Annotated in this window: 10 protein-coding genes; all 10 read left to right on the forward strand. The window is 54.2% G+C overall.

Annotated elements, in window-relative coordinates; all coding sequences use genetic code 11:
- Positions 1-90: 90 nt before the first annotated feature.
- The 10 genes from lgt (at position 91) to recD (ending at position 15,508) form a co-directional block, all read left to right on the forward strand.
- On the forward strand, positions 91-966 hold the full coding sequence (lgt, locus tag ACLJPE_RS11120) for a prolipoprotein diacylglyceryl transferase (protein ID WP_000204645.1): 876 nt from the start codon (positions 91-93) through the stop codon (positions 964-966).
- 6 nt (positions 967-972) lie between these two features.
- A complete protein-coding gene (thyA, locus tag ACLJPE_RS11125; RefSeq protein ID WP_023233405.1) occupies positions 973-1,767 on the forward strand; it encodes a thymidylate synthase in 795 nt (264 codons plus the stop codon).
- A gap of 184 nt (positions 1,768-1,951) precedes the next feature.
- On the forward strand, positions 1,952-2,422 hold the full coding sequence (locus ACLJPE_RS11130; RefSeq protein ID WP_000744668.1) for a prepilin peptidase-dependent protein: 471 nt from the start codon (positions 1,952-1,954) through the stop codon (positions 2,420-2,422).
- The gene (locus tag ACLJPE_RS11135) at positions 2,413-2,976 is read left to right on the forward strand and encodes a prepilin peptidase-dependent protein (RefSeq protein WP_000029156.1); all 564 of its coding nucleotides are present in this window, start codon (positions 2,413-2,415) and stop codon (positions 2,974-2,976) included. The genes ACLJPE_RS11130 and ACLJPE_RS11135 overlap by 10 nt, the downstream gene beginning before the upstream one ends.
- Positions 2,973-3,380, forward strand: a complete 408-nt coding sequence (locus ACLJPE_RS11140) for a DUF2509 family protein (protein WP_001078529.1) — start codon at positions 2,973-2,975, stop codon at positions 3,378-3,380. The genes ACLJPE_RS11135 and ACLJPE_RS11140 overlap by 4 nt, the downstream gene beginning before the upstream one ends.
- Positions 3,365-3,685 (forward strand): prepilin-type N-terminal cleavage/methylation domain-containing protein, encoded by a 321-nt coding sequence (locus ACLJPE_RS11145; RefSeq protein ID WP_023205418.1) that lies wholly within the window; start codon positions 3,365-3,367, stop codon positions 3,683-3,685. Before ACLJPE_RS11140 ends, ACLJPE_RS11145 begins: the two co-directional genes overlap by 16 nt.
- Before the next feature lie 15 nt (positions 3,686-3,700).
- Positions 3,701-7,072 carry an exodeoxyribonuclease V subunit gamma gene (recC, locus tag ACLJPE_RS11150; protein WP_039512811.1) on the forward strand — a complete coding sequence of 1,124 codons (3,372 nt, stop codon included), beginning with the start codon at positions 3,701-3,703 and terminating at the stop codon, positions 7,070-7,072.
- Positions 7,073-7,249: 177 nt separating this feature from the next.
- Complete coding sequence (ptrA, locus tag ACLJPE_RS11155) at positions 7,250-10,138, forward strand: pitrilysin (protein ID WP_052893987.1); 2,889 nt, start codon at positions 7,250-7,252, stop codon at positions 10,136-10,138.
- Complete coding sequence (gene recB, locus ACLJPE_RS11160; protein ID WP_039512806.1) at positions 10,131-13,676, forward strand: exodeoxyribonuclease V subunit beta; 3,546 nt, start codon at positions 10,131-10,133, stop codon at positions 13,674-13,676. Before ptrA ends, recB begins: the two co-directional genes overlap by 8 nt.
- The gene (recD, locus tag ACLJPE_RS11165) at positions 13,673-15,508 is read left to right on the forward strand and encodes an exodeoxyribonuclease V subunit alpha (protein WP_000155138.1); all 1,836 of its coding nucleotides are present in this window, start codon (positions 13,673-13,675) and stop codon (positions 15,506-15,508) included. Before recB ends, recD begins: the two co-directional genes overlap by 4 nt.

Genomic DNA, 15,508 nt, shown 5'->3' on the forward strand with positions numbered 1-15,508 from the left:
ATTATTCGCACCTTTGGAGCGTCTGCAACGCGCAGGCGCGCTTATCAATCGCTATCTCTTCAGCGAAATAACAAGAAATTGTGGTGACAGATGACCAGTAGCTATCTGCATTTTCCGGACTTTGATCCGGTCATTTTCTCAATTGGGCCCGTCGCGCTTCACTGGTATGGCTTGATGTATCTGGTGGGATTCGTTTTCGCGATGTGGTTGGCGGTGCGTCGCGCTAACCGTCCGGGAAGCGGTTGGACCAAAAACGAAGTTGAAAATTTACTCTATGCAGGTTTCCTGGGGGTCTTCCTGGGGGGGCGTATTGGCTATGTCCTGTTTTATAACTTCCCTCTGTTTCTGGATAACCCGCTCTATTTATTCCGTGTCTGGGACGGCGGCATGTCCTTCCACGGCGGGCTTATCGGCGTGATACTGGTGATGATTATTTTCGCCAGGCGCACGAAGCGCTCGTTCTTTCAGGTGTCTGATTTTATTGCGCCGTTAATTCCGTTCGGCCTGGGCGCCGGGCGTCTGGGCAACTTTATCAACGGTGAATTGTGGGGGCGCGTCGATCCTGACTTCCGGTTTGCCATGCTCTTTCCTGGCTCACGCGCGGAAGATATTGCGCTGCTGCCGTCACATCCGCAATGGCAGCCTATTTTTGATACCTACGGCGTATTGCCGCGCCACCCTTCCCAGTTGTATGAGCTGGCATTAGAAGGCGTGGTGCTGTTTATCATCCTTAATCTCTTTATTCGCAAACCGCGTCCGATGGGCGCAGTCTCCGGATTATTCCTGATTGGCTATGGCGCGTTTCGTATCATTGTTGAATTCTTCCGCCAGCCGGACGCGCAATTTACCGGCGCGTGGGTACAGTACATCAGCATGGGGCAGATTCTCTCTATCCCGATGATTATCGCTGGCGCGATCATGATGGTTTGGGCATATCGCCGCCGCCCGCAGCAACACGTTTCCTGAGGAACCATGAAACAGTATTTAGAACTGATGCAAAAAGTGCTGGATGAAGGCACACAGAAAAACGACCGTACCGGCACCGGCACGCTTTCCATTTTTGGCCATCAGATGCGTTTTAACCTGCAGGAAGGCTTTCCTCTGGTGACGACGAAACGCTGCCATTTACGTTCAATTATTCACGAACTGCTATGGTTTTTGCAGGGCGATACCAACATCGCTTACCTGCACGAAAATAATGTCACCATCTGGGACGAATGGGCCGATGAGAACGGCGATTTAGGCCCGGTTTATGGTAAGCAGTGGCGTGCATGGCCAACACCGGATGGCCGCCATATCGATCAGATCGCCACGGTTTTAAGCCAGCTTAAAAACGACCCGGACTCTCGTCGTATTATCGTTTCTGCGTGGAACGTCGGCGAGCTGGGTAAGATGGCGCTGGCGCCGTGTCACGCCTTTTTCCAGTTTTATGTCGCAGATGGAAAACTCTCCTGCCAACTTTATCAACGCTCCTGCGATGTGTTCCTCGGTCTGCCGTTCAACATTGCCAGCTACGCGTTACTGGTGCATATGATGGCGCAACAGTGCGACCTGGACGTCGGCGATTTTGTCTGGACCGGCGGCGACACGCACCTGTACAGCAACCATATGGAGCAGACGCACCTGCAATTAAGCCGTGAACCGCGCGCGCTGCCGAAGCTGGTCATTAAGCGTAAACCTGATTCGCTTTTTGACTACCGGTTCGATGATTTCGAAATTGAAGGCTATGATCCGCACCCCGGTATTAAAGCGCCGGTCGCTATCTAAGCGTTGACGATCCTGCCATAACCGACGTCATCGCGCGTCGGTTTTTTTTACCCTTTGTCTCAATCTTCGGCGCGGATTCCTGAAATTTTGCAACGCGCTGCAAGACATGAACTTTTTTCCGTAACGCGCCGAACAATCTGTATTTGGCGCTCGTTATTTTTCTTCCGCCCGCCATACTGCCGACATGAAAAAACAACAAGGCTATACGCTCATTGAAACGGTGGTCGCGATGTCGCTCATTATCATTCTCAGCGCCACAGGACTTTATGGCTGGCAACGTTGGCAGCAGCAACAGCGCCTGTGGCAAACCGCATGTCAGGTGCGGGATTATCTGCTGCAACTTCGTGAGGACGCTCACTGGCATAACCGCGATCACATTCTTCGCGTGGTCAGCGAAGGCGGTTCATGGTGCTTTGTCAGCTCTGTTGCTACGCAAACATCGTGTACGCCATCTTCCCCCTTTGTGTTTACGCCCGACTGGCGTGATGTCGTCCTTGCCGATATCACGCCATCGTTAGCCTTCTTTGGCTTGCGCAATACGGCATGGGCAGGGCACATCGTACTGAAAAACGCTGCCGGAGAGTGGCGTCTGGTCGTCTCCTCCTGGGGGCGAATCAGGCTATGCGAGCGTAACGAGGCCGCCACGTGTCAATAACCACGCGGGGGTTCTCGCTACTGGAGGTTGTGCTGGCGATGGCGATAGGTTCCATTTTACTGCTTGGATCCGCACGATTTTTACCGGCGCTACAGCGTGAGATCTGGCACAACACGCGACAGTTATCGCTGGAAGATGAAATCTGGCAGCGAACCTATACCGTAGCGAAGCATCTTCAACGTGCGGGTTACTGTCATGGCCACTGTACTGGCGAAGGGTTACATCTTGCTGAACAGGGGCAATGCGTCATCGTTCAGTGGGACGGAAATAATAACGGTGTCTGGGATACCATACCGGCGAAAGAGGCCGACCAGACCGGGTTCCGTATGAAGGATAACGTTCTGGAAACATTACGCGGAGCAACATCTTGCCAGGGGAAGGGATGGGAAAAAATGACCGATCCCAATACGGTACTCATCACGGCTTTTACCGTTGAGCGACGGGATATAACGGGATTCTCGCCAGTGCTCATGCTGCATCTGCGCGGCGCCAGCAAAGCCGAGCCTCAGACGGTTATTGACGCGCAATACAGCGTAACGGGATTTAATCTGTGAATCGGGAACGTGGCGCTTCTTCGCTAATACTGGCGCTTTTAATACTGATTCTGGGTAGCCTGCTACTGCAAGGCGTAAATCAGCAGCAGGCCAGCTATGCCGCCCGCGTGACGACGCAGAGCCTGGCGATACAACGCCAGGCGCTCGTACAGTCGGCGCTGGAATGGGGGCGGGGGCAGCTATGGTCAGGCGTAACCGAAATGGAATGTCGGCGCTATTCCCCTTCAGGAGCGAGGGTCTGTTTGCGGAGATTATCGGGGGATGAAGTGGTGATGGCGGCGCAAGATGACAGCATGACGTTATGGCGTTTGGGCAACGTCATTCAGGGAAGTATTGTCTTTTCTCCCCACGGCTGGAGTGATTTTTGTCCGTTAAAAGAGGTGGCGTTATGTCGCATCCCCTGAATTTACAACGCGGGTTTAGCCTCCCGGAAGTTTTAGTGGCGATGGTTCTAATGGTAATGATCGTCACCGCGCTGTCAGGCTATCAGCGGGTATTAATGCACAGTTTTGCATTACGACACCAGTATCTCCAGATCTGGCGGCAGGCGTGGCAGCAAACGGCGCTGTATCCATTTTCGCCTGCTGACAACTGGAAGGCCAACCGGATGCAGACAACGCAATCGGGATGTGTCAGCATCAGCGTCACGATGGTTTCACCCTCTGGCAGGCAGGGGCAGATGACGCGCTTGCATTGTCCAAATCGTTAATCGTCAGGAGTAATTATGTTAAGGGTCTACCACTCCAATCGTCTGGATGTGCTGGAAGCGTTGATGGAGTTCATCGTCGAACGCGAGCGGCTGGATGATCCCTTTGAACCAGAAATGATTCTGGTACAAAGCACGGGTATGGCGCAGTGGCTGCAGATGACCCTTTCACAAAAGTTTGGTATTGCGGCGAATATCGCTTTTCCGTTACCGGCGAGTTTTATCTGGGAGATGTTTGTCCGCGTGTTGCCGGATATCCCCAAAGAAAGCGCTTTCAGCAAACAAAGCATGAGCTGGAAACTGATGACCTTGCTGCCACAGTTGCTGGATAAGGATGAGTTTGTACTGCTGCGCCATTATCTGACCGACGACACCGATAAACGCAAACTCTTTCAGCTTTCCGCGCGCGCTGCCGACCTGTTCGATCAGTATCTGGTTTATCGGCCTGACTGGCTTACGCAGTGGGAAGCAGGAAAAACCGTGGAAGGTCTGGGGGAGGCGCAAAACTGGCAGGCGCCGCTGTGGAAAGCATTGGTGGAATATACCGCCGCGCTGGGGCAGCCACGCTGGCATCGCGCCAATCTCTACCAACGCTTTATTCAAACGCTGGAAAGCGCGACCGCCTGCCCGCCAGGGTTGCCGTCCCGCGTTTTTATTTGCGGCATTTCCGCGTTACCGCCAGTGTATCTCAGAGCGTTGCAGGCGCTGGGAAAACATATTGAAATCCATCTCCTTTTTACTAATCCGTGTCGGTATTACTGGGGGGACATTAAAGACCCAGCCTGGCTGGCAAAACTCATGGCCCGCCAGCGTCGTCACAGTTTTGAAGACCGTCATTTACCGTTGTTCCGTGAAAACCAGAATCCGGAAGCCTTGTTTAACAGCGACGGCGAACAGGATATCGGTAATCCGCTACTGGCCTCATGGGGAAAACTGGGGCGGGATTATATCTACCTGCTATCTGAACTGGAAAACAGCCAGGAGCTGGATGCGTTTGTTGATATTACGCCAGATAATCTTTTGCATCGGATTCAGGCGGATATTCTTGAACTGGAAAGCCATGCGGTGGCGGGCGTAAATCTTGAGGAGTATTCGCGCAGCGACAATAAGCGTCTGCTCGATCCTGAGGATAACAGCCTCTCTTTTCACGTTTGTCACAGCCCGCAGCGCGAGGTGGAAATACTGCACGATCGCCTGCTGGCGATGCTGGAAGCCGATCCGACACTAACGCCGCGCGACATTATCGTTATGGTGGCTGATATTGACAGCTATAGCCCGTTTATCCAGGCGGTATTTGGTAGCGCGCCAACGGAGCGCTATCTGCCTTATGCCATTTCCGATCGGCGGGCGCGTCAGTCACATCCGGTGTTACAGGCATTTATCAGCCTACTTTCGTTACCGGACAGCCGCTTCGTCTCCGAGGATGTTCTGGCGTTGCTAGACGTACCGGTATTGGCTGCCCGCTTTACGATCAACGAAGAAGGGCTGCGTTATTTGCGCTTGTGGGTCAATGAGTCAGGCATTCGCTGGGGAATTGACGATGACAACGTACGCGAGCTGGAACTTCCTGCCACGGGACAGCATACATGGCAATTTGGCCTGACGCGTATGCTGCTGGGGTATGCCATGGAAAGCGCCCAGGGCGAGTGGCAGTCGGTTCTGCCTTATGACGAATCCAGCGGTCTGATTGCTGAGCTGGTCGGGCATCTGGCTTCGCTGCTGATGCAGCTTAATATCTGGCGGCGCGGTCTGGCGCAGGAGCGACCGCTGGAAGAGTGGTTGCCCGTTTGTCGCGACATGCTCAATGATTTCTTCCTGCCCGATGCGGACACGGAAGCGGCAATGACATTGATTGAACAGCAGTGGCAGGCCATTATCGCCGAAGGCGTCGCGGCGGAATATGGCGATGCGGTACCGATTTCGCTACTGCGGGATGAACTGGCGCAGCGTCTGGATCAGGAACGTATTAGCCAGCGCTTCCTGGCGGGCCCCATCAATATTTGTACGCTGATGCCGATGCGTTCCATTCCGTTCAGAGTCGTTTGCCTGCTGGGAATGAACGACGGCGTATACCCGCGCCAGCTTGCGCCGTTGGGCTTTGACCTGATGAGCCAAAAAACCATGCGCGGGGATCGTAGCCGTCGCGACGATGACCGCTACCTGTTTCTGGAAGCGTTAATCTCGGCGCAGCAGATGCTGTATATCAGCTACATCGGTCGCTCCATCCAGGATAATAGCGAACGCTTTCCCTCTGTACTGGTGCAAGAATTGGTGGATTACATCGGACAAAGCCACTATTTGCCGGGCGACGAAACGCTGACCTGTGATGAGAGCGAAGCACGAGTCAAAGCGCATATTACGCGTCTGCATACCCGTATGCCTTTTGATGCGCAAAATTACCAACCCGGCGAACAGCAAAGTTATGCCAGAGAGTGGTTGCCCGCGGCGAGTCAGTCGGGAAAAGCGCATTCTGACTTTGTGCAGCCGCTTTCTTTTACGATGCCGGAAACATTGACTCTGGAAAGTCTGCAGCGTTTTTGGGCCCATCCGGTACGCGCATTTTTTCAGATGCGGCTTCAGGTTAATTTCCGCTCGGAAGAGAGTGAGATTCCTGATGCGGAACCGTTTGAATTAGAGGGATTGACGCGATATCAACTTAACCAACAGTTGCTCAATACGCTGGTTGAAGAGGACGACGCCGAACGCTTGTTCCGCCGTTTCCGGGCTGCGGGAGAGTTGCCTTACGGCGCGTTTGGCGAAATATTCTGGGATGCGCAATGCCAGGAGATGCAGCAACTGGCAAGCCGGGTCATCGCCTGTCGTAAGCCGAGCCAAAGCCTGGAAGTGGATCTGCTTTGCAATGGCGTTCAGCTAACCGGCTGGCTACCGCAGGTACAGGAGGATGGATTATTGCGCTGGCGTCCCGCTTTAATCAGCGTTGCGCAAGGTGTGCAACTTTGGCTGGAACACCTTGTCTATTGTGCCAGCGGCGGGAGTGGCGAAAGTCGTCTGTTTTTGCGCAAAGAGGGAGAATGGCGATTTCCGCCACTTGATAAAGCGCAGGCAATGGCTTACCTGGCGCAACTGATTGAAGGCTACCGGGAAGGCATGTCTTCTCCGCTATTGGTACTGCCGGAAAGCGGCGGCGCATGGATAAAAGCCTGTTATGACGCTGAAAATGATGTCATGTTAGACGATGATGATACCTTACAGAAGGCCAGGACAAAGTTTTTACTGGCTTATGAAGGCAACATGATGGTGAGCGGCGAAGGCGAAGATATCTGGTATCAACGTCTTTGGCGTCAGCTGGAATCTGAAACGTTGCAGGCTATCATTGCGCAGTCCCGACATTACCTGTTACCGCTGTTTCGTTTTAATCAGTCTCGTTGATTGTATGAAAATCGCGCCATTAAAAGGCTTCGACTATGATGCGCTCTTCGTCACGGACTGATGACTGATAAAAAGATGCTGCCTGGTTCAGCACAATAATATCCCGTTCTGCTCAGGTCGATGGTTTACGTGACCATACAGATGAGTGGGAATGAAAGTTAATGATGAGGTCCGTGAATGCCCCGCAGCACCTGGTTCAAAGCGTTATTGTTATTGGTCGCCCTCTGGGGGCCTGCAGTTCAGGCGGATATCGGTTGGCAACCGCTGCAAGAAACTATCCGTAAAAGCGATAAAGATACTCGGCAGTATCAGGCGATACGTCTTGATAATGACATGGTGGTGTTGCTGGTATCCGATCCGCAGGCTGTAAAGTCTCTTTCAGCGTTAGTGGTGCCCGTTGGATCGCTTGAAGATCCTGAGGCTCATCAGGGGCTTGCTCATTATCTTGAGCATATGTGCCTGATGGGGTCAAAAAAATATCCGCAGGCGGATAGCCTTGCCGAATACCTTAAAAGACATGGCGGTAGCCATAACGCCAGCACTGCGCCTTATCGAACAGCCTTCTACCTGGAGGTTGAAAACGATGCGCTTCCCGGCGCCGTAGATCGCCTGGCCGACGCCATTGCCGCGCCATTGCTCGATAAAAAGTACGCCGAACGCGAGCGAAACGCGGTGAATGCCGAGCTGACGATGGCGCGTACCCGCGACGGTATGCGTATGGCGCAGGTAAGCGCCGAAACCATTAACCCGGCGCATCCAGGCTCGCACTTTTCAGGCGGCAATCTGGAAACGCTAAGCGATAAGCCGGGCAATCCGGTGCAACAGGCGCTGATCGCTTTTCATGAAAAATACTATTCAGCTAATCTGATGAAGGCGGTGATTTACAGTAATAAACCCTTGCCGGAACTGGCGAGTATTGCCGCCGCAACCTATGGTCGCGTGCCGAATAAACAGATTAAGAAACCGGAAATTACCGTACCTGTTATCACCGAGGCGCAGAAGGGCATCATTATTCATTACGTGCCGGCGCTACCGCGTAAAGTGCTGCGCGTGGAGTTTCGTATTGATAACAATAGCGCGCAGTTCCGCAGCAAGACCGATGAACTGGTCTCTTATCTGATTGGCAATCGTAGCCCGGGGACGCTCTCTGACTGGCTGCAAAAACAAGGACTGGTCGAAGGTATTAGCGCGGATTCCGATCCGATTGTTAATGGTAACAGCGGCGTATTTGCCATTTCGGCAACGCTGACTGATAAAGGTTTGGCCAATCGTGATGAAGTCGTCGCAGCTATCTTTAGCTATCTCAATACGTTACGTGAAAAAGGGATAGATAAACGTTACTTTGACGAGCTGGCGCATGTGCTGGATCTCGACTTCCGCTATCCGTCGATTACCCGCGATATGGACTATGTCGAATGGCTGGCGGACACTATGATCCGCGTCCCGGTAGCGCATACGCTGGATGCGGCGAATATCGCCGATCGTTACGATCCTGCCGCTATCAAAAATCGCCTGGCGATGATGACGCCGCAGAATGCGCGCATCTGGTACATCAGTCCCCAGGAACCCCATAATAAGATTGCGTATTTTGTGGATGCGCCTTATCAGGTCGATAAGATTAGCGAACAGACGTTTAAAAACTGGCAGCAAAAAGCACAGGGCATTGCGTTGTCGCTGCCGGAGTTAAATCCCTATATTCCTGATGATTTTACGCTTGTTAAGAATGATAAAAACTACGTGCGGCCAGAACTGATTGTCGATAAAGCGGATTTGCGCGTGGTTTATGCGCCGAGTCGTTATTTCGCCAGCGAGCCAAAAGCTGACGTGAGCGTGGTATTGCGTAACCCGCAGGCGATGGACAGCGCCCGCAATCAGGTACTGTTCGCCCTTAATGATTATCTGGCGGGAATGGCGCTCGATCAGCTCAGCAACCAGGCGGCAGTGGGCGGCATTAGCTTTTCCACTAACGCCAACAATGGTCTGATGGTCACTGCGAACGGTTATACCCAGCGTTTGCCGCAGCTTTTCCTGGCGCTGCTGGAAGGATATTTTAGCTACGACGCCACGGAGGAACAGCTGGCGCAGGCGAAATCCTGGTATACGCAGATGATGGATTCTGCGGAGAAGGGAAAAGCCTACGAACAGGCGATTATGCCGGTGCAGATGATTTCGCAGGTGCCTTATTTTTCCCGTGATGAACGTCGCGCTTTGCTGCCGTCCATTACGTTGAAAGAGGTGATGGCCTATCGTAATGCGTTAAAAACGGGCGCTCGTCCGGAATTTCTGGTTATAGGGAATATGAGCGAAGCCCAGGCGACCTCTCTGGCGCAAGATGTTCAAAAACAGCTCGCGGCGAACGGATCGGCGTGGTGTCGTAACAAAGACGTGGTGGTTGAGAAAAAGCAGTCCGTAATATTTGAAAAAGCGGGCAGTAGCACCGACTCCGCGTTAGCAGCGGTCTTTGTTCCGGTCGGCTACGACGAGTACGTCAGCGCTGCCTACAGCGCGATGTTAGGTCAGATTGTTCAACCGTGGTTTTACAATCAGCTACGAACCGAAGAGCAACTGGGATACGCCGTTTTCGCCTTTCCGATGAGCGTTGGCCGTCAGTGGGGAATGGGATTCCTGCTACAGAGCAACGATAAACAGCCCTCTTACCTGTGGCAACGCTATCAGGCATTTTTCCCTGACGCCGAGGCGAAGTTGAGGGCGATGAAGCCGGAAGAGTTCGCCCAAATTCAGCAGGCGATCATTACGCAAATGCGCCAGGCGCCGCAAACGTTGGGCGAAGAAGCATCCCGTTTAAGCAAGGATTTCGATCGGGGTAATATGCGCTTTGACTCGCGTGATAAAATCATCGCTCAGATAAAATTGCTGACGCCACAAAAGCTTGCCGACTTCTTCCACCAGGCGGTGGTGGAACCACAAGGTATGGCAATATTGTCACAGATTGCTGGTAGCCAGAATGGAAAAGCAGAATACGTGCATCCGACAGGCTGGAAAGTGTGGGATAACGTCAGCGCATTGCAGCAAACGTTACCTCTAATGAGCGAAAAGAATGAATGATGTCGCCGAGACTCTTGATCCTCTGCGCTTGCCCCTGACAGGCGAGCGTCTGATTGAAGCATCAGCGGGCACAGGCAAAACGTTTACTATCGCGGCGCTGTATCTGCGGTTATTGCTCGGTTTAGGCGGCAGTGCCGCATTTCCCCGTCCGTTGACCGTTGAAGAACTGCTGGTGGTAACCTTTACGGAGGCCGCCACTGAAGAGCTGCGTGGGCGAATCCGCAGTAATATCCATGAGTTGCGCATCGCCTGTCTGCGGGAAAGCACGGATAATCCGCTGTATGCCCGCTTGCTGGAAGAAATTAGCGACAAAAAGCAGGCCGCGCAGTGGTTATTACTGGCGGAACGACAAATGGACGAGGCCGCGGTCTTTACCATCCACGGTTTTTGCCAGCGTATGCTCAGCCTGAACGCTTTCGAATCCGGTATGTTGTTTGAGCAACAGCTTATTGAAGACGAATCTTTGTTGCGTTATCAGGCCTGCGCCGATTTCTGGCGGCGTCATTGCTATCCGCTGCCGCGCGACATCGCGCAGGTGGTGTTTGACGTGTGGAAGGGGCCGAAGGCGCTCTTAAAAGATATCGATCGTTATCTGCAGGGCGAAGCGCCGGTCATTAAAGCGCCGCCATCGCAGGAGGAGACGCTGGCATCGCGTCATGAACAGATCCTGGCGCGTATCAACCAGGTGAAGCAGAAGTGGTGTGAGGCGGTTAGCGAGCTGGACGCGCTAATCGAATCATCCGGCATCGATCGCAGAAAATTCAACCGCGGCAATCAGGCGAAATGGATCGAGAAGATCACCGCGTGGGCGCAAGAAGAGACGAAAAACTATCAATTACCCGAGGCGTTGGGAAAATTTTCACAGCGTTTTTTAGCTGAGCGCACCAAAGCTGGCGGCGTGACGCCCCAGCACCCATTGTTTGTCGCCATTGATAACCTGTTGGGCGAACCGCTATCGATTAAAGATCTGGTTCTTACCCGAGCGCTATCAGAGATCCGTGAAACGGTGGCTCAGGAAAAACGCCGGCGCGGCGAGCTGGGGTTTGACGATATGCTCAGCCGTTTAGATACCGCGCTGCGTAGTGAAAGCGGCGAGGCGCTGGCTGCGGCGATTCGTACCCGTTTTCCGGTGGCGATGATCGATGAATTTCAGGATACCGACCCACAACAGTACCGTATTTTTCGCCGTATCTGGCGACATCAACCCGATACGGCGCTATTACTGATTGGCGATCCTAAACAGGCGATTTATGCGTTTCGTGGCGCGGATATCTTTACCTACATGAAGGCCCGCAGCGAAGTGAGCGCGCACTATACGCTTGACACTAACTGGCGCTCCGCGCCGGGGATGGTGAATAGCGTTAACAAGCTGTTCAGTCAGATGAACGACGCCTTTATGTTTCGCGATATTCCCTTCAGTCCGGTAAAGTTTGCGCCCAGAAACCAGTCGCTGCAATTTAAAGTGAATGACGCGCCTCAACCGGCGATGACCCTGTGGCTAATGGAGGGGGAAAGCTGCGGTTCGGGCGATTATCAAAGTTATATGGCGCAGGTGTGCGCCACGCAAATTCGCGACTGGCTGCGCGCCGGACAAACGGGCGACGCGCTGCTGACGAATGGCGATTCGTCGCGGCCCGTTCGCGCCTCGGATATCAGCGTGCTGGTGCGCAGCAGGCGGGAAGCCGCGCTGATACGGGATGCGCTGACCTTACTGGCGATCCCCTCCGTCTATCTTTCTAACCGCGACAGCGTATTCGAAACGCTCGAAGCGCAGGAAATGCTGTGGGTGTTGCAGGCGGTGATGGCGCCCGAACGTGAGAATACGCTACGTAGCGCTCTGGCGACATCAATGATGGGCCTTACCGCGCTGGATATCGAAACGCTTAACAATGATGAAAATGCGTGGGATGCGGTTGTCGAAGAGTTTGATGGCTACCGGCAGATTTGGCATAAACGCGGCGTCATGCCTATGCTGCGCGCGTTAATGTCGGCGCGCAATATTGCTGAAAACCTGCTGGCGACAGCGGGAGGCGAACGTCGGCTGACGGATATTCTGCATATTAGCGAACTGTTACAGGAAGCCGGTTCGCAGCTGGAAAGCGAACATGCGCTGGTGCGTTGGCTGGCGCAACATATCCTTGAACCCGATAGCAATGCTTCCAGCCAGCAACTACGTCTGGAAAGCGATAAGCATCTGGTGCAAATCGTCACCATTCATAAATCGAAAGGTCTGGAATACCCGCTGGTCTGGTTACCTTTTATCACCCATTTCCGCGTGCAGGACCAGGCTTTTTATCACGACAGGCACTCCTACGAGGCGGTGCTGGACCTTAGTCACGCCGAAGAGAGCATAGCACTGGCGGAAGCCGAACGCCTGGCGGAAGACCTGCGCCTACTTTATGTCGCGCTGACCCGTGCAGTGTGGCATTGCAGCCTCGGCGTCGCGCCGCTGGTGCGGCGTCGCAGCGATAAGAAAGGCGAGACGGATGTGCACCAAAGCGCGCTTGGGCGACTCCTGCAAAAAGGCGAACCGATGGATGCCGCAGGCCTTCGCGCCTGTATTGAGGCGCTATGCGATGAGGATATCGTGTGTCGAACGCCAGGCAGTACGGATAACGACCGCTGGCAAATTGCCGCTGCATCGCACGCGGAACTCAGCGCCAGAACGCTGCAACGTCTGCTTTATGATAGCTGGCGCGTCACCAGTTATTCCGGTTTGCAGCAGCGGGGACATAGCGTGGCGCAAGATCTTATTCCTCGTCTCGACATTGACGCCGCAGGCGTTGGCGAAGCGGCGGAAGCGCCGGCAATGACGCCGCATCAATTTCCTCGCGGGGCATCGCCGGGAACATTTTTGCACAGCCTGTTTGAAGAGCTTGATTTTACTCAACCGATAGACCCCCAATGGGTACAGGAAAAACTGGAGCTGAGTGGTTTTGAAACGAGATGGGAGCCCGTACTTACCCGCTGGCTGGACACCGTGTTACACGTTCCCCTTAACGAGACGGGCGTTAGTCTGAGCGTGCTGACCGGGCGTGAAAAACAGGTCGAAATGGAGTTTTATCTGCCGATTGCCCAGCCGCTTACCGCCGGAGAGCTGGATGCGTTGATTCGTCGATACGACCCGCTTTCAGCAGGTTGCCCTGCGCTGGATTTTATGCAGGTTCGCGGCATGTTAAAGGGCTTTATCGACCTGGTGTTCCGTTATGAGGGGCGCTATTACCTGCTCGACTATAAATCTAACTGGCTGGGCGAGGATAGCGCCGCTTATACCCAGACGGCGATGGCTGCGGCGATGCAGGCGCATCGCTATGATTTGCAGTACCAGCTTTATACGCTGGCATTGCACCGTTACCTTCGTCATCGAATGACGAATTACGACTATGAACGCCATTTTGGCGGCGTCATCTATCTCTTTTTACGCGGGGTGGATAGCGAACGTCCGCAGCAGGGTATTTTTACCACTCGCCCTGCGGCGGCGTTAATTAACCAACTGGATGATATGTTTGCAGGTGAAATGAGTGAGGAGGCGCAATGACAATCCAGGAGCGGTTGCTGGAGGCCGTTGAACAAAAACTCTTACGGCCCATTGATGCCCAGTTTGCTTTAACCGTCGCCGGTAACGACGATCCCGCCGTGACGCTGGCGGCAGCGCTGCTTAGTCATGACGCAGGTGAAGGTCACGTGTGTCTGCCGTTGTCGCGTTTAACGTTAACGGAGGAGGCGCATCCCTTACTGGTCGCCTGGATAAGCGAAACGGCTACGCCAATCGACTGGAAAAAGCGGTTATTGGCGTCTGCGGCGGTTAGCTGCGGCGATAGCCCCGCGCCGTTAATTCTGTGCGGCGATCGTCTCTACCTGAATCGCATGTGGTGCAACGAGCGTACGGTTGCGCGCTTTTTTAACGAGGTTAACCAGGCCATCGCCGTAGATGAAGATCAGTTATCCCGTATTCTGGACGCGCTATTCCCTCCGACAGACGAGGTGAACTGGCAAAAGGTGGCCGCCGCTGTAGCGCTAACTCGCCGTATCTCCGTGATTTCAGGCGGTCCCGGCACCGGTAAAACCACCACCGTCGCGAAGCTGCTGGCGGCATTAATTCAAATGGCGGATGGCGAACGTTGCCGTATCCGGCTGGCGGCGCCGACCGGGAAAGCGGCCGCACGCCTGACGGAGTCGCTCGGCGCGGCGTTGCGTCAGCTTCCTCTTACCGATGCGCAGAAAAAGCGTATACCGGAGGACGCCAGTACGCTGCACCGACTGCTGGGCGCACAGCCCGGCAGCCAGCGATTACGCCATCATGCGGGCAACCCGCTGCATCTGGACGTGCTGGTGGTCGATGAAGCATCAATGATTGATTTGCCGATGATGTCACGTTTGATTGACGCTCTGCCGCCGCACGGGCGGGTCATTTTTCTTGGCGATCGCGATCAGTTGGCATCCGTTGAGGCGGGTGCTGTGTTGGGCGATATTTGCGCCTATGTCAACGCAGGGTTTACGGCGGAACGCGCCCGACAGCTAAGTCGACTAACAGGGAGCGCCATTCCGGCGGGGGCCGGAACGCAAGCCGCATCTTTACGCGATAGCCTCTGTTTATTGCAAAAAAGCTACCGTTTCGGCAGCGATTCTGGCATCGGCAAGCTGGCGGCGGCGATTAACTGCGGCGACAGGTCGGCAATCCAGGCTGTTTTTCAGCAGGGGTTTAGCGATATAGAGAAGCGTACATTGCAAAGCAGCGACGATTATGCCGGGATGCTGGATGAAGCGCTGGCGGGCTATGGTCGCTACCTGCGGTTGCTGCATGAGAAAGCGACGCCGGAGGCAATCCTTCAGGCTTTCAATGAGTATCAACTGCTTTGCGCGCTGCGTGAAGGCCCATTTGGCGTGAGGGGACTGAATGACCGCATTGAGCAGGCGATGGTGCAGCAACGAAAAATTCAGCGGCACCCGCATTCTCGCTGGTATGAAGGGCGTCCGGTAATGATTGCGCGCAACGACAGCGCGTTGGGGCTATTTAACGGCGATATTGGTATTGCGCTCGATCGCGGGCAGGGGTTACGCGTCTGGTTTGTGATGCCGGACGGCACGATCAAGTCCGTTCAGCCCAGCCGTCTGCCGGAACATGATACAACCTGGGCGATGACGGTACATAAATCTCAGGGGTCTGAATTTGATCACGCCGCGCTGATTTTACCCAGCCAGCGTTCGCCGGTCGTGACGCGGGAGCTGGTGTATACCGCTGTTACGCGGGCGCGGCGGCGGTTATCTCTGTATGCCGATGAACGGATCCTGGCAAGCGCGATTGTGACACGTACGGAGCGGCGCAGCGGATTAGCCACCTTATTTGATGAAGTCAGTCGTACCGGATAA

Source organism: Salmonella sp. SAL04196 (assembly GCF_046550835.1).
GTDB lineage: Bacteria > Pseudomonadota > Gammaproteobacteria > Enterobacterales > Enterobacteriaceae > Salmonella > Salmonella enterica.